Raw genomic sequence first — 16,900 nt, forward strand, 5'->3', positions numbered from 1 at the left:
TTAAAAACTACTAATGAGAGCCGGGGTGCTCGATGGGGAGTACTCTCCATGGAGATGATTTTGTCCTTTAAGTAGAATAGTAAAGGATTTCCTGCGTCATTACTGGCTTGCACGGCGATCCATGCTCGCAAAGTAACAACACCACAAGGAACACTGCACATGGGGAACTCTGGGCGTACCGGCTTGTCAGGACTGCTGAAAAGTACGGGCTTCAAAGCAACCGCTATCCCGGTAGTTGCAGCGCTCGCCGTAACTGGCGCGATCTTCTATCCAGGTTTTGAAACAGCCGACGTCGACCTCAACGACGGCGGCGTATGGGTGGTTAACAAGTCCGAAGGAAAAATCGGCCACGTTAACTACCAATCCCAAACCCTAGACGGTGGTGTTGTCACACCAATGGCGAACTACGACTTGGAGCAAAGCGGAGAGAACGTTCTCGTCCGCAACCTCGAACAGGAAAATGTCACCACCATCGACCCTGCCATGGTGCAGTTCGCCGGTGACAACAAGCTCCCTGCCAATTCCACCTTCTCCTTCGGCTCCAACGTCGTTGCCGTTACCGACGCCAAAAACGGCAAGGTTCAGGCAACCAAACTGGAGAACATTTCAGAATTCGACTCCGACGGCAATGAACCGCTGATGGAAGCCTCCGGCAAGGTGGATGCGGTAGTCGGCGCCGATGACACCATCTGGGCCGTGGACTACGCCGGCAACACCATTCAAAGCTTCACCCTCGACGACGACGGATATCCGGTGGCGGCAGAGCCTCGGCAGGTCGACGGGCTGGAGAAGATGAAAGACCCGCAGCTGAGCGCTGTGGGCCACACCGCCGTGGTCTTTGAACCTTCCACGGGCACCGTGGTCACCTCCGACGGCTCGTCGAACAAGGTCGAGTCGAGCCCCAACGCGAGGATTCAGGCACCCGGTCCGGAAGCCGAGGATGTCGCCATCGCCACCGAGCAGACCCTGGTGAAGGCGGCGCTGAAGGGCAAGGACGTCGCCTACGATCAGGTGAAAACCGCTGGCACCCCGATCCAGCCGGTCCGCGTGGGTACCTGCACCTATGCTGCCTGGCAGACCAGCGGCGAGTACCTGCGTTCCTGCGACGACCTGCTGCAGAACCAATCGGTCAGCGTTCCGGAAATGGCGGCCCAGGCGGAGCTCGTCTTCCGCGTCAACCGCGACGTGGTGGTGCTCAATGACGTGCAGTCAGGCCAGGTGTGGCTGACCAATGAGGGCATGGAAATCGTCTCCAACTGGGCAGACCTGGAACCACCGGCCGGTGAGGGGGAGTCCGAGGAAGAAGAAACCAAGGAAATCACCGACACCATCGAACTGCCCGATCGCACCGAGGAAAACCAGGAGCCGATCGCCAAGGACGACTCCTTCAACGTGCGCCCCGGACGCACCACAGTCATCCCGGTGCTGTTCAACGACGTGGACCCGGACGGCGACCTGCTCACCGCCAAGATCGAGGGCGACGGCCCGAGCCTGGGCGAGATCAGCCCCGTTTACGACGGCACCGGATTCCAGATCTCCGTCCCCGAGGACGCCAAGGGAAGCTCCAGCTTCAGCTACATCACCGAGGACGGCCGCGGCGGCATGGACACCGCAACGGTGAACCTGAAGGTGGTCGACGAGGAAAGCAACAAGGCCCCCGAACAGAAGCGAGTGACCACCCTGCGCGTGCAGAAGGGCGAATCGGTCAGCAAGAACCTGCTGCCCGATTGGGTCGACCCGGAGGGCGACGACCTGCAGCTGCTGGGCGGCACCTCCAAGGGGGACGACACCATCCGCGTGCGCCCCGACGGCACCCTGATCTTCCAGGACGACGGCAAGCAACTGGGCCAGAAGGAAGTGACCATTCAGGTCTCCGACGGCCGCGAAAGCACCAAAGGCCGCATCCTCGTGGAGGTCGGCTCGAACTCCACCGTCAAACCCGTCACCGCCACCGACCACGTGGTGGCGCAGGTGGGCGAGGCCATGAGCTTTGAACCACTGGACAACGACGCTGACCCATCCGGAGACGGCCTGCGCCTTGCAGGAATCGATGACGTGACGGGCCTGGAACTCAAGGCCAACAACCAGTCGGGCCGCGTCACCGTCACCGGCGAACGCCCCGGCACCTTCTACACCGAATACCTGGCGACCAACGGCCCTGCCAGCGCCCCGGGACTGGTGCGCGTGGACGTGCGCCAGCCTGCCAAGGAAGACGTCAAGCCGGTAGCGGTACGCGATATCGCCCAGCTGCCGGCCGGCGGCAACGTGCTGGTGGACGTGCTGGGCAATGACACGGACGCCACCGGCGGCGTGCTGGTGGTCACCGGCGCCACCGACGGCACGGACAAGCAGTTCTCGGTCAGCGTCGAACGCAACTCCTTCGTGCGCATCAGCGACGTGCGCGGCGTGACCAGCCCCAGCACCATCAACTACACCATCTCCAATGGCCAGGAATCTTCCACCGGCGAGATCCGAGTGATCCCCATCCCGGCGCCGCCGCGCATGGACCCGCCGCAGGCAAACCCCGACACCGTCAACGTCCGCGAGGGCGACGTCACCACCGTGAAGGTGCTGGAGAACGACGTGCACCCCAACGGGGCGGCCATGAAGCTGAGCCCCAAGCTGGAGGAAACCGACAAGCTGGGCGAAGGCTCGCTGATTTCCGTGGCGGACGACGAGATCCGCTTCCGCGCGGGCGACTTTAAGGGCAAGCCGCGCCAGGTCTCCGCCGTGTACACGGTCCTGGGACCCGACGGCCAGGAAGCCAGCGCGCAGGTCACCTTCAACGTGCAGCCGGCGGTCAAGGACGAGGCGGATCAGGAGAAGAACTCCCCGCCGAATCCGGAACCCGTCACCGGCCGCATCTTCGCCGGCTCCACCGCCACCGTCCAGGTGCCGCTGGAGGGCATTGACCCGGAGGGCGACTCGGTGACCCTGGTCCAGCTGGGCGATGCCCCGCGCCAGGGCGTCGCCAACATCAAGGGCGACACCATCGAATACACCGCCAGCCACCAGGCCAGCGGCACCGACCAGTTCACCTACGTGGTGGAGGACCGGCTGGGCGCCCGGGCCACCGGCATCGCCAAGATCGGCATCGCGCCCCTGGCCCAGTCCAACAACCCGCCCGTGGCGGTCAACGACATGATCACCGTGCGCCCCCAGCGTCCGGTGGCCATCGACGTGCTGAACAACGACACCGACCCGGACGGGGACCCGGTGGCGTTGATGGCAGACGTTGAAAGCCGCGACGGCGGCGAGGTCTCGGTGGTGGACGGGCGCGTGCTGCTGACCAGCCCGCCGGATCAGGGCAGCACCTCGGTGCGCTACTCGATCTCCGACGGCCGCGGCGGCACCGGCAACGGCACCGTCACCGTGGTCTCCAACCCCAACGCGCCGCTGCTGGCGCCCATCGCCCGCGATGACCGCGTGACCCTGGAGGACGTGCTGTCCAACGACGAGGTGTCGGTGGATGTGCTGTACAACGACGAAGACCCCGACGGGGCCAGCTCCGAACTGACCCTGACGCTGCCCGACGCGCCGGACACCGCGCGCGTCACCGAATCCGGGATCATCGTGACCCCCACCGATGAGCCGCAGGTCATCGCCTACACCGTCACCGACCAGGACGGGCTGGACTCCACCGCGTTCATCCACGTCCCGGGCCTGGCTGGCGCCCGCCCGATCCTGCGCAGCAACCTGAACCTGCAGGCCAAGGCCGGGGAAACGCTGGATCTTGACCTCAAGGACCTGGTGCTCGTGCGCGAAGGCCACAGCCCGCGCCTGAGCACCGAAGACTCGGTCAGCTCCATGCCGGTATCCGACGGCAATCTGGTACAGTCGGCCACCGAGCTGCGCTTCACCGCCCCGGCGGACTTCGACGGCATGGGAGCGGTGACCTTCGAGGTCACCGACGGAGACGGACCGGATGACCCGGAAGGCCTGACCTCCACGCTTACCGTCCCGATCAACGTGGCTCCTTCCACCAACCAGCAGCCGCAGAATCAGCCGCGTAATGCGAACGACGACGGCGCGCCGGAGCAGCGCAAGAAGAAGGAAAAGAAGGACGAGGAAGACGCGGCCCCGAAGAAGGAAAAGAAGCAGGACGAGGCCAGCGACAAGCCCGAAGAGAAGGAAGAGTCCCAGAAGCCGGAGGAGGAGCAGGAGCCGGAACAGCCTGAGGAAGAGCAGCCCGAGGAAACCGAGACTCCCGAGGAGCGCCCGGACCCGGAGAACTTCCCGCCGACCCTCGAATCCAACACCCTGAACGTAGCCCAGGGCGGAGATCCAGCACGCCTTGATCTGCGCCAGGCTGCCAACGACCAGAACAAGGAGGACGTGGCAAAGCTCAAGTTCAACCTTGAAGCCAGCCAGGTTCAGGGCGTGGACGCGAAGCTCGTCGACGGTTACCTGCTAGAACTCACCGCGCCGCCGGAAACCCCCAAGGGCACCTCCGGCACCGTGGGTGTCTCGGTGAGTGACGGGGTGAACCCGGCGGTGAACGCGCAGATGTATGTCACCGTCACCGGTTCCACCCGCGAGCTGCCCATCGCCGTGGCGGACAACGTGCCGCAGGCGGCCAACAACAAGACCGAAGTCGTGGACGTGCTGGCGAACGACTACAACCCGTACGCCGACCAGGGGCCGCTGAACATCATCAGCGTGCGCCCGCTGGATCAGAACTCGGGCACTGCGCAGGTGCGCGACGGCAAGGTGGCGATCACCCCCAAGGAAGGATTCGTCGGCACCATGAGCGTCGAATACCTGATCGGCGACGTGACCAAGGATCCTGCCCGCAACGTGGCGGGCACCGTCACGCTGAATGTGAAGGGCGCCCCGGATGCCCCGGGACTGCCGCGCATCCAGTCAACCGGCGACAGCCAGGCGGTGCTCGCCTGGGACGCCCCGGCGAACAACGGTTCGGAAATCACCAAGTACATGGTGCGTTCGGGCAACGGCGTGGCCCAGGAATGCAAGACCACCACCTGCACCATCACCTCGCTGAAGAACGACACCACCTACACCTTCACGGTGACCGCATTCAACGAGATCGGCGAATCCGCCGCCTCTCCGGCCTCCGCGGAGGCGCGCCCGGATGTGGAGCCGGAGCAGCCGGCGGCACCGGTGGGCAAGGACGGGGACACCAAGGCCACGTTCAACTGGACCGCCCCGGTCAGCCGCGGCTCGGCGATCCAGAGCTACACGCTTGAAATTTCGCCGGCCCCGGCCAACGGCGTCAGCCAGGTCACCGGCATCACCGGCACCTCCTACACCTGGGAGGGCCTGAAGAACGGCACCGCCTACCAGGCCCGCGTGCGCGCAGTGAACAAGGCGTCCAAGCCATCGGTGTTCAGCGCCTATTCGGCGGCGGTCACCCCCGCAGGCAAGCCGTTCAAGCCTTCGGCCCCGACCGCGATCCGCAAGGATTCGGCGGTGGACGGCGGCGTGGTCAACGTGGCCTGGAAGGCCCCCGGCGCCAACGGCGCAGCGATCTCCAGCTACGTGCTCAAGGTCTACCAGGGCGGGTCCGAGGTGCGCAGCATCGGCGGCATCGCGGCGAACAAGACCAGCCAATCGGTCACCGGCCTGAGCACCTCCGGCTCCTACACCTTCCGCGTCGCCGCGGTGAACCGTGTGGGCGCCTCGGAGTACAGCGCCAACTCGGTGGCGGTCACCCCCTACGGACGACCGAAGACCGTCGGTGCTGTCACTGCGAAGGCCACCGGAGCCAACAGGATGATCCAGTTGAACTTCACCGCGCCCGGTGCCAACGGTTCAACGATCACCGGTTACCAGTATTCAATGGACGGCGGCGGCTGGAATTCCGTCGGCGGGCCAGGCTCCGCGATTGAGGCCGGCGCCAACGGCACGGCGCACAGCTTCCGCGTGCGCGCGTTGAACGCCGCGGGTCCCGCCGAGCCGAGCGCCGTCAGCAATTCGACCAGCCCCTACGGCCCGCTGCGCGACAACGCGAATATTTCTTCCAGCAAGGGAGACCAGTCGGTGTCCTTCACCTGGAACAAGAATGCGGGCGCCGACAATGGACGCAAGATCACCCGCAAGGTGGATATCAACGGTTCGGGCACCAAGAACGACGGAAGCCAAACGCAGAACAATATCGGCTACTCGGCCTCGCGCACGCTGACCATCACCGCGACGGACAGCGAGGGGCAGAAGAAGAGTTGGAGCAAGACCGAAACCTCCAAGCCGAAACCGGCCCGCGAGGTGATCCTCAAGCGTGGACCCTACAGCACCAAGTACTGCGGCACGACGAACTGCTACCAGTTCGACGTGACGATCAAGAACTTCGAGCCGGGTAGGAGCTACGAGATTCGCTGCCGCAACCAGAACGCCGGATCCTTCTCCGATGTCTACAGTCGCAAGATTTCCACTGACGGCAACGGCAATGGGCATTCGGTACCTACCTGTGAAAACCAGTCTGGCTATGCCATGCCGGTATGGGTCATCGTGGACGGCACCGAATCAAACCGCGTGAGCTGGTAGGAGAACAAGACAATGAACAATGAGGAGCAGAATTACATGAGCATGAGTACCGAGCAGGCGCAGTGGTACCAGGAAACCTTCGCCAAGCTGGTCGCCAACGTCGGCAAGTCGGTGCTGGGCAAGTCGCAGACCATCGAACTGGTGCTCACCGCGCTGCTGGCCGAGGGGCACGTGCTCCTGGAGGACGCCCCCGGCACCGGCAAGACCATGCTCGCCCGCTCCCTGGCGGCCACCGTGAAGGGCAGCCACTCGCGCATCCAGTTCACCCCCGACCTGCTGCCCTCCGATGTCACGGGCATCACCATCTACGACCAGCGCACCCAGGAGTTCGAGTTCCACCACGGGCCGATCTTCGCCAACCTGGTGCTGGCTGATGAAATCAACCGCGCCTCGCCCAAGACCCAGTCCGCGCTGCTGGAAGTCATGGAAGAAGGCCAGGTCACCGTGGACGGCGCCACCTATACCCAGCCGCGCCCGTTCATGGTCATCGCCACCCAGAACCCCATCGAGCAGGCGGGCACCTACCGCCTGCCGGAGGCGCAGCTTGACCGTTTCCTGATCAAGACCTCCATCGGCTACCCGGACCGCGAAGCCACCGTGCAGCTGCTGGGCGGCAGCGCCCTGCGCGACCGCTCCACCGTGCTCTCCCCGGTGATCACCACCGAGGCCATCGCGGAAATGGCAGACCTGGCGGCCAGCGTCCACGTGGACGACGCGGTGCTGGACTATGTGGCGGCGCTGTGCGAGGCAACCCGCGAGGCACCGGAGACCCGCCTGGGCGTCTCGGTGCGCGGCGCCCTGGCCATGGTGCGCGCGGCCAAGGTCTGGGCCGCCTCCCAGGGCCGCAACTATGTACTGCCCGATGACGTCAAGGAACTGGCCGAGCACGTCTTCACCCACCGCCTGGTGCTGGACCCCGAGGCAGAATTCAGCGGGGCCACCGCGGCACAGGTCATCGACTCGGTGCTGCGCGCCACCGGCGCACCGACCCGCCGCGGCAGCACCACAGAGACGAGCGGGGTATGAGCCCACGCGGCAGGCGGTCAACCAAGCGCGCAGCGAAAAAACCAGCGGCATCCATAGCCACCGCCGCCAAGGCCTCCGCGTCCCTGGCCAGCGAGGCCTACGCGCTGCTGCGCGAGGTCTGCGAGCCGTGGCTGCGCGCAGCCGGCGCCCTGGCCCGGCGCTACCTCTCACCGGTGAGCGCCGTGGTGTCCACGCTGGGCTTAGTCGTTGCCGCCACAGCAGTGCTGCTGTGGATCCTTGGCGCCTCCTTCGGCTGGCAGGAGGCACTGATGGGCGCCTTCATGGCCACCCTGCTGTTGCTCATCGCCGTCGTCTTTGTGCTCGGCAGCCACGACTACCAGGTGGATCTTGACCTGAACCGCACCCGCGTGGCCGTGGGACAGCGCGCAGTGGGAGCCCTGAAGGTCACCAACAAGGCGAACCGGACCTCCGGGGCGGTGGTCATGGAGCTGCCCGTGGGCGCAGGCATCGCAGCGTTCCGCATCCCGCAGCTGGGGGCCGGCAAGGACTACGAGGACCTGTTCACCATCCCCACCCACCGCCGCCAGGTGCTGCAGGTGGGCCCGGTGCGCTCGGTGCGCCAGGACCCCTTCGCGCTGCTGCGCCGCCAGGTGAAGTGGACGGGCACCTTCGAACTGTTCGTGCACCCCAAGACCACCACCCTCGACGCGACCTCCGCAGGATTCATCCGCGACCTGGAGGGCATGCCCACCAAGGAGCTGTCCAGCTCCGACGTCTCCTTCCACGCGCTGCGCGACTATGAGCCGGGCGACGACCGGCGCTACATCCACTGGAAGTCCACCGCACGCACCGGAGAGCTGATGGTGCGCCAATTTGAACAGACCCGCCGCTCCCACCTGGCGGTGGCGCTGTCCACGAACCTCGACGAATACTCTGGCGCGCAGGGCGAAGAAGACTTTGAGCTGGCAGTCAGCGTCGCCGCCTCCATTGGCCTGCAGGCGGCGCTTGACCAGCGGAAACTGGAGATCATGACCCAGGCAGGACCGGTGCGCACCAGCACCGGACGAGACATGATGGACGGGCTGACCCGGCTGCAGGGAGCCGCCATACGCAAAACCCTCATCGACGTGGTGCGCGGCACCGTCGACGCGGTGCCCGGGGTCTCGGTGATGTTCTTCGTCACCGGCGCCGGCACCACCGCGCGGGCGCTGCGCGAAGCAGCCAAGCACGTGCCCTTCGGCGTGCGTGCCATCGCGATCCGCTGCGGGGTAGGCCTGCAGCCTGCCCAGGCGCGGATCGGCGAACTGAACGTGCTGACCCTGGGCCAGCTGGACGAGCTGGGCCTGATGCTGCGCAGGGCGGTGGCATGAGCAAGAAACTACCCTTGTGGCGCTACGGCGTGGACGCGGCGGTGCTGGGCATCGCCCTGGCCCTGGGCGCGTTCGGACTCTGGGACGCCTACGGCGGCAGCATCAACTTTGTGCTGACCGGACTCGGCGGCGTCATCGCCGGCCTGGGCCTGGCCTGGGCCAATGTGTACTTCCGCTGGGACACCTGGCGGACCGTGGGCGCCTTCGTGCTGGTCTACCTGCTGCTCGGCACGCCCCTGGCCACCCCGCGGGAGGCGACCTTCTCGCTGCTTCCCAATCTTGAATCTCTGCGCATCCTGGTCTCCGGCGTCGTGCTCTCCTGGAAGGACATGCTCACCGTCGCCCCGCCAGTGGGTTCCTACGGCGGCGTGCTGATCGTCGCCTTCCTCTCCACCCTGCTGGCATCGCTGCTGGCAGGCCTTGCCGCCTGGCGGCTGCGCAGCCCCTACTTCACCGTCATTCCGGTGCTTGCCCTGTTTGTGGTGGGCATCGTCTTCGGCACCCGCGACGTCCCGCTGCTCATTGCGCGCAGCGTGGTGTTCGTCGCCGTGATCGTCTGCTGGCTTGCCTGGCGCCGCCACCTAGCCCATCAGGACGAGCAGGGGCTGGATGTGCTTGAACGCAGCGGCGAGGAAGCCAAGGGCAACCGCGAGCTGCTGCTGCGCCGCGTGGCCCTGGGCACCGCGGTGCTGCTTGGCGCCGGCGGGCTGACCGCCGTGGCGGCCCCGCTGCTCAGCCCCGACGCTCCGCGGCAGGTGCTGCGCGACGTGCTTGAACCGCCGGTGGACCTGTACGATTTCCCAAGCCCGCTGACCGACTTCCGCAGGTACGTCAAGGACAAGTCGGAGACCACGCTGCTCACCGTGCGCGGCCTGCCCGAGGGCCAGCGCATCAGGCTCGCGGCACTGGACTCCTACAACGGCATGGTCTTCAACGTGGACCCGGAATCCAGCGGCAGCTACTCGCCGGTGGGCGACTCCACCGAGATCCGTTCGGGGCAGTCGGATTCCCAGCGCCCCAGCGGCAAGCTAGAGATCACCATCGACGACTACCAGGGCGCCTGGGTCCCCGGCGGCGGAAAGCTCAATTCCATCGACCTGGGCGGCGCGCGCAGTGACGAGCTGTCCCGCTCGTTGTTCTACAGCCCAGGGGCGGAAACCATGCTCAGCTCCGTGGGCCTGCGCAATGGCGACAGCTACACGATGAACGTCCAGTTCCCGCTCAGCCCGAGCGACGAACAGCTCTCCGACGCCAAGCTGGGCGATCTGCGCATGCCGAAGCTGGCGAATGTTCCGCCGGTGGCTGGCACCAAGGCTGTCGACTTCATCGGCGCCGCGGAGGGGGACCTGAACCGCATCCGCAGCCTGGAGAACGCGCTGTCTACCGGCGGCTTCCTCTCCCATGGCTCTGAGGGCGAACCGCAGTCCCTCTCCGGCCACGGCGCCGGACGCATAACCGCGCTGCTCAGCGCCAAGGAAATGATCGGCGACGACGAACAGTTCGCCGCCGCCATGGCGCTGATGGCCCGCGAGCAGGGGATCCCCGCCCGCGTGGTCATGGGCTTCTATCCGCAGAAGTACAACCCCGCCCAGCCGGTGGCGATCACCGGCGGCGATGTGCACGCCTGGGTGGAAATCAACTACGAGGGTCTTGGCTGGGTGCCGTTCAACCCGACGCCTACCAAGAACGACGAGCCCACCCCGCCGGAGAAGGAACCCAAGGCAGTGCCGCAGCCGCAGGTGCTGCAGCCGCCTCCGCCGGCGCAGAAGGTGCCCGACCTGCCTCCGCAGACGGCCCCCGAACCGCAGGCACTGCAGGAACAGCCGCAGAACATCATTGCCCAGTTCGGCAAGATCATCCTGATCGTGGCCATCACCCTCGGGTCGATTTTCGTGCTGCTGCTTCCCTTCATGCTCATCGCGCTGCTGAAGCATCGACGCCGCACAAAGCGCGCCACTACCGGCAGCACCTCGGACCGGATCGACGGCGGGTGGCAGGAGCTGCTCAGCGCCGCCACGGACCACCGGGTGGTGACCCAGGTCGGCGCCACCCGCAGGGAGAATGCCGCGCTGCTCGCCGCCGGGTTCACCCAGTTGGGGGAGCAGGCCTATGTCATGGCCCGCACCGCCGACGAGGCGAACTTCTCCGCGCAGTACCCGGACGAGGCCGCGGTGAAGGACTACTGGGAAGAAGTGACCCGCCAGTCCGCTGCAATGGGTGAAAAGATGAGCACTTGGCAGAAGCTGCGCGCCAAGTATTCACCGCGTTCGCTAGTGCATGAACTGTTGGGTACCATCAACCGCAATCCGAAATTCATGTCAAACATCAAACTGACCAAGAACACCAAACGGGCAGGAGACTAGGGATGGCAACTCAACTCAAACTCGTGGATGCCACCACCGTCCAACGAGTACTCTCGTGGTTGATCGACGCGCTTCCGTTGTTCATCCTGTGGCTGGCCTTCCTGCCTCGGCTGATGGGCAAGGCTGCCCAGGCGGCGGTGGCACCGGAGATCATCGGGCAGATGATGACCACCAACTTGGTGCTGCTGGTGATCAGCCTGGGCTATACGGTGTTCCTCTGGTGGTGGGAAGCCACCCAGGGCAAGACCGTGGGCAACTTGGTGATGAAAATCCGCACCACCAATATGGAGGGCAATGCCCCCGGGTGGAAGGGCGTGATCATCCGCCGCCTGCTGATCGGCGTGGGCGGCATCATCCCGGTCATCGGCCCCGCCCTGGTCGCCGCCTCGAATGAGTTCGACAAGAACGGCAAGCGCCAGGGCTGGCACGACAAGGTGGCCGGCACCCTGGTGTTCGACGTCAAGGCCGGACGCAATCCGCTGGTCTCCGGCGGCAGCGACGGACCAAGCAGCTTTGCGCCTCCTGCCACCAACGGCCGACGCGAGTTCAAGGACGGCGACGTGGCCGTGGAGCACGATGCCGATGCCGCGCACTCCATGGTCCTGCCGCTGGGCACCCCGCAGGCCGCCAAGCCTGCCCCTGCCGCTCAGCCTGCCAAGGCTGCCAAGCCTGCCAAGCCTGCTGGCGCCGCGGGGAAGAAGCCTGCGGCCAAGGCCCCTGCGTCCAAGACTCCGGCGGCCAAGTCGGCTCCGGCCCAGGCTACCCCGGCGGCCAAGTCGGCCGGTGCGTCGAAAGCTCCTGCACCGTCCGAAGAATCGGAAGTGATCAGCTCGGTTCCAGGTGCCAAGAAGCCCACGGCGCCGGCTGCCGCTGCCAAGGACGCCCAGCCTGCAGCCAAACCGGCAACAAAACCGGCTGCCAAGCCAGCTTCCCCGGCTCCTGCGAAACCTGCCGCGAAAACACCGGCTACCCCGAAGCCAGTGAGCAAGCCTGCGGCCGCCGCGGCGGCGCCTGCAGCTGCAGCGGCTGTGGCCAAGCCCTCCAAGGAAGCAGCACCCGAGAAAGCTGCAGCTCAACCGAAACCTCAGGTGCAGCCCGCAGCAAAGGCGGCGCCCGCTGCTGCCAAACCCGCTGCCGTCAAGCCGGTAGCTGCACCGGCACCCCAAAAAGAAGAACAGCTAGCTACGGCGGAGGCTTCAACTCCCGTTGTGGCGCCGGTGCCGCGCACCCCTGAAATCGTCCAGGCCTCCTATGACCCGGACGTGGACGGCGGCGAAACCCGACTGCGCGAAGCAATTACGGTGCCAGTACACCTGCTCTTTGACGATGGTGCAGACATCCTCGTGGAGGACAGCGCACTCATCGGCCGCAACCCGCAGCCAAGTCAAGGTGTCGACGTCGCCGAACTTCTGGTGGTCGATGATCCACAGCGCACGGTCTCCAAGACCCACCTTCTGGTGTCCGCGGGGCCGCAGGGTGTTTGGGTTACGGATCAGGGTTCGGCCAACGGCACCTACGTGCTCAACGCCGACGGCACCGAGCGCAAGCTGGAAGCCGGCACCCCGTCGCCTGCAGTGTTCGGCAGCATCGTGCACTTCGGAGAACGTTACTTTAAGGTCAGCAATTCGTGAGTGTATTACCCGCGGGAGTCATCCCGACCTTGAAGTACGGCCAGGCCACCGACAAGGGGCTGCGCCGAGTATTGAATGAAGACAGCCTGCTGGCCATGGATTCACTGATTGCCGTGGCGGACGGCATGGGCGGTCACGAGGCAGGAGATGTCGCCAGCTCGCTGTGCCTGAAGGTCGTGGCCGACGGCTATGCCGCCACCTCGGGGCACTTCACTGCGCAGTCAATGGATCAGCTGCTGGCGCGGGCCGATCAGGAGATCATCAACGCCGGCTCCGCCCGGGCGGGAACCACGCTGACCGGTGCAGCGATCGTCTCGGTGGCTGGCGCCGCCCAGTGGCTGATCTTCAACGTCGGGGATTCGCGGACCTACCGGCTTTCCGGAGGAATCCTGGAACAGGTCAGCGTGGACCATTCGGAAGTTCAGGAGCTGCTGGACAGTGGACAACTCACGGTCTCGCAGGCGGCGACCTACCCGAAGCGCAACGTCGTCACCAGGGCACTGGGGATGCGGGCAGACAGCAGGCCCGACTACTGGATGCTCCCCATAGACTCGACCGACCGGTTGATGGTCTGCTCCGACGGGTTGAGCAGCGAACTGGGCGACGAACAGATTCAAGAGATCCTCCGCCGCTTCCTCGACCCCCAGCAAGCGGCCGATGAGTTGGTGCTCTGTGCATTAGCGCAGGGTGGGCGCGATAATGTAAGCGTGATTGTTGCGGATGTGGCAAGCGCTGAAATCGACGAACCAATCGATGTAGAGATTACAGTTCCGCGTGAGCGCGTTGAGATCAAGATAGAGGACGGACAATGAACAGCCTTCGCTACCTTCCCGGCGACTGGTACGCACTGGTCGGCGTCAACCATGTCGTGGTGCTGCCGCCTGACACCGCCTTGGACACCGTCAAGGGTCTGTGGGATGTCATGGACGGCAAGGAAAGTCTTGAACAGCTGCTCTCGACGCTGCTGGGGACCGTTGGCATGAAGATTACCGCCATGCCTGACTTTGCCATGGTTTCCCGCACGAAGGCTCCCCATGTCATGGTGCGCGGCGCGGTGCAGTTTACCTACACCGATGCCGAGGGCAGGCACAAGGTCAGCGCCGCCGACATCGCTACGTGGACCGAGCAGCGGTGCGCCGCCGCTTCAGCCTGGTCCCTGAGCACAGAGAACTCGAAAAACGCGGTGCAGGATCCTCACGCGCTCGACATCATTCACGGCATGGTGCGCACCGGCGCATTGCACTTCGGAACCGAGGACTCATCCAGCGCGGCCGAGGCCGACGAAGCAAAGCCCGCCCAGCAGGGCCGACGCGCCCAAACGTCCTCCGAGCCAAGCACCACGGCTCCCGAGGCGACTCAGCTGTCGGCAAGCTCGGCACGTCCGGCGGCCAACGCCGCACCGGTGAACAAGCCTGAAGCCGCAACAGCCGCCCCCGAAGCGAAGAAGGCCGAAGCGAAGAAGCCTGAGACCGCGCCTGCTGCGTCCGCGCCGGATAAGAAGCCGGAACCAGCTAAGTCCGCCGCCCCGGCCGCAGCCCCCGCACCGGTGAAGAAAGCAGAAGCTGCCGCACCGGTGGCGGCCGACGCGCAGGCTCAGAAGCCGGTAGCTGAACCAGCCACCGAAGTGATCAAAATTCCTGAAGAGGCCCAGGCAGTGCCTGCCGCCGGGGAACCGGACTCGGCATCGGTGAAGCAGACGCAGAGCAAGAAAATTGCCAAGCCCGAGGGCGCCGACGACGCAGACACCAAAGATCCTGAGAGCTATGAAAACTCGGTCAGCTCTGAGAACATCTCGCTGGCCAGCGTCCTACTGGGCAAGCGCGATGATCCAAGCACCCAGTATCAAACCGAGGAACCGGACGACGCGGACACCATCATCAAACCGCGTTCGGCTCCCGCCAGCCCAGCAGCCCCCGCGCCGGATGCCGTGGACAACGAAGACACCGTCTACAGCACAGTACTGCGCACCCCTGCGACCCCACCGCAAGCGGCGGCACCCGAGCTGAGCACCATTTCCTCGCATCAGCTGATCCTGGCGAGAGTCTGCACCGGGGGACACCCCAACCCGCCGGAGGCCACCAGCTGCCGCACCTGCCACGTCAAGCTCAGCGGCCAAGCCACCAAAGTCCGTCAGCCGTCCATGGGCCGAATGTTTGTCACAGAACAGTCATCGGGCCCAGGTTCAACCCACCTGCTCACCCGTTCCGTGGTGATCGGTCGCCAGCCAACCTGGAGCGGACCAGGCGGATCCACCGAGCCCAAGCTGATGAAGGTACTCAGCCCCAACCACGATATTTCACGATCACATGTTCAGGTGAAGATCGACGGCTGGCATGTTGAGCTGGTCGACCTCGGCGCCACCAACGGCACAGTGCTGCTGCGCGAGGGCCAGTCGCCGCACCGTCTTGGAACCAAAGAATCGGTGCTGCTGCTCAGCGGCGACGTGGCCGACCTCGGCGACGGCGTCACCCTGGGCTTTAAGGATCTTCCGTGAGCACTCACCGCCCGCCGGCCCCAGCGCCGGTCATCGAGGGTTTCAGCTACGTCAAGCCGCTGGGCACCGGTGGATTCTCCGATGTCTTTCTCTACGAGCAGCAGCGACCCCGCCGCAAGGTAGCGGTGAAGGTACTGCTGGCGGATATGGGGATGAAGGATGCCCGCGAGCGCTTCGAAGCCGAAGCGAACCTCATGGCGACGCTGTCCACCCACCCGTACATCGTTACCATCTACCAGGCTGAAATCACCGATGACGCCCGCTCCTACCTGGCCATGGAGTACTGCTCCAGGCCTGGTTTGGATGCCCGCTACCGCAAGAGCGTGCTCAGCGTTGCCGAGGCTCTGGCACTGGGTGTGCAGCTGTGCTCTGCCGTGGAAACCGCCCACCAGGCGGGCATCATCCACCGCGACATCAAACCAGCGAACGTGCTGACCACCGACTACAACCGACCAGCGCTGACCGATTTCGGCATCTCCGGGGTCCAGGGCGCCGACGTGGCTGGATTGTCGGTCCCCTGGTCGGCACCCGAGGCATTCACCTCCGGGCACCAGGCAAGCGTGTCCATGGATGTGTACTCGCTGGGCGCCACCCTGTACACGGTGCTGGCAGGTCATTCGCCGTTCGTGCAGCCGGGGCAGGACAACTCTCAAGCCACCCTGATCCAAAGGATCTTGGATGCTCAACTGCCGCACCTGGAACGCCACGATGTCCCCGAAGCGCTGAATCAGGCGCTCGCTGTGTCCATGGCCAAGGTTCCCGAGAGCCGGTTTGCCTCTGCAGCGCAGCTAGCCAAGTCGCTGCAGCGCATCCAAGCAGATCTTGGGCTCTCGGTAACACCCTTCGAAATTCTTGAAGAGGTCAGCGTCGAGGACGGGGAAGAATCCGAGGGGGAGGCCACCCGTGTCCGCCGGGTGGTTTCCATCGACGACGCGCAGCTTCCCTTGGGGCACGATCCGCTGATCTCTCGGGTCCCCGGCCAGCGGGCAATCTTTGACGATCAGGCCGAGGCAGTGGTGCCGGAGGCCACGCAGCCTAGATTCCGCAGCGCCCCGCTGCGCGACGACCAGCAGGTTCCCGATCCGGATGCGCAACAGCGCGATCCGGTGGTGCCGGTGGTACGCAAGCGCCTGCCCAAGATCTTGATACTTGCCATCGCAGCGGTCTGCGTCATCGTTGCCGTGGCCGTGTCGGTGAACCTCCTTGGGGCGCCGGAAAAAGAGGCGACGCCGAACGGGCCGCTGATTACGTCGGGTGCTCCGGCGGATGCGGTGGTCGGGGCCAGCGTCAAACCGGTGGGTGGGTTCAGCACCGCAGATGACGGGGATAAGATCAGCTTCAGCTGGAAGAATCCCGAGCCGGCCAAGGGGGATTTCTACCAGTGGTCAACGGTGACAGCCACGAAGACCGGAGACATCAACAGGACTGATAAGACCGAGGTCAGTGTTCCCAAGGCAGATGGCGAAACGTGCATTGAGGTCAAGGTAGTTCGCGCCAACGGTCAGGTTTCGGAACCGGCAAGTCACTGTGCAAAGAGCTGAAATGAGTGGAATT

8 protein-coding genes are annotated in these 16,900 nt (G+C 65.2%); all 8 read left to right on the forward strand.

Annotation, left to right across the window (positions count from 1 at the left end):
• The first annotated feature begins 159 nt into the window (after window positions 1-159).
• Genes RUH64_RS10790 through RUH64_RS10825 form a run of 8 tightly spaced genes read left to right on the forward strand, consistent with a single transcriptional unit; the run spans window position 160 to window position 16,887 of the window.
• Window positions 160-6,501 (forward strand): Ig-like domain-containing protein, encoded by a 6,342-nt coding sequence (locus RUH64_RS10790; RefSeq protein ID WP_313813297.1) that lies wholly within the window; start codon window positions 160-162, stop codon window positions 6,499-6,501.
• A 36-nt stretch (window positions 6,502-6,537) separates the two neighbouring features.
• Window positions 6,538-7,527, forward strand: a complete 990-nt coding sequence (locus tag RUH64_RS10795; RefSeq protein WP_313813299.1) for a MoxR family ATPase — start codon at window positions 6,538-6,540, stop codon at window positions 7,525-7,527.
• Window positions 7,524-8,858: a DUF58 domain-containing protein gene (locus RUH64_RS10800; protein WP_313813301.1), complete on the forward strand. Its 1,335-nt coding sequence runs from the start codon at window positions 7,524-7,526 to the stop codon at window positions 8,856-8,858. Before RUH64_RS10795 ends, RUH64_RS10800 begins: the two co-directional genes overlap by 4 nt.
• Window positions 8,855-11,221 (forward strand): transglutaminaseTgpA domain-containing protein, encoded by a 2,367-nt coding sequence (locus RUH64_RS10805; protein ID WP_313813303.1) that lies wholly within the window; start codon window positions 8,855-8,857, stop codon window positions 11,219-11,221. Before RUH64_RS10800 ends, RUH64_RS10805 begins: the two co-directional genes overlap by 4 nt.
• 2 nt (window positions 11,222-11,223) lie before the next feature.
• Window positions 11,224-12,852 (forward strand): RDD family protein, encoded by a 1,629-nt coding sequence (locus RUH64_RS10810; RefSeq protein WP_313813304.1) that lies wholly within the window; start codon window positions 11,224-11,226, stop codon window positions 12,850-12,852.
• Window positions 12,849-13,664: a protein phosphatase 2C domain-containing protein gene (locus RUH64_RS10815; protein WP_313813305.1), complete on the forward strand. Its 816-nt coding sequence runs from the start codon at window positions 12,849-12,851 to the stop codon at window positions 13,662-13,664. Before RUH64_RS10810 ends, RUH64_RS10815 begins: the two co-directional genes overlap by 4 nt.
• Window positions 13,661-15,346, forward strand: a complete 1,686-nt coding sequence (locus RUH64_RS10820) for an FHA domain-containing protein (protein WP_313813307.1) — start codon at window positions 13,661-13,663, stop codon at window positions 15,344-15,346. Before RUH64_RS10815 ends, RUH64_RS10820 begins: the two co-directional genes overlap by 4 nt.
• Window positions 15,343-16,887, forward strand: coding sequence for a serine/threonine-protein kinase (locus tag RUH64_RS10825; protein ID WP_313813309.1), 1,545 nt, complete (start codon window positions 15,343-15,345; stop codon window positions 16,885-16,887). Before RUH64_RS10820 ends, RUH64_RS10825 begins: the two co-directional genes overlap by 4 nt.
• Window positions 16,888-16,900: the final 13 nt, after the last annotated feature.

Origin of the sequence: Glutamicibacter sp. (assembly GCF_032154645.1) — a bacterium.
Lineage (GTDB): Bacteria > Actinomycetota > Actinomycetes > Actinomycetales > Micrococcaceae > Glutamicibacter.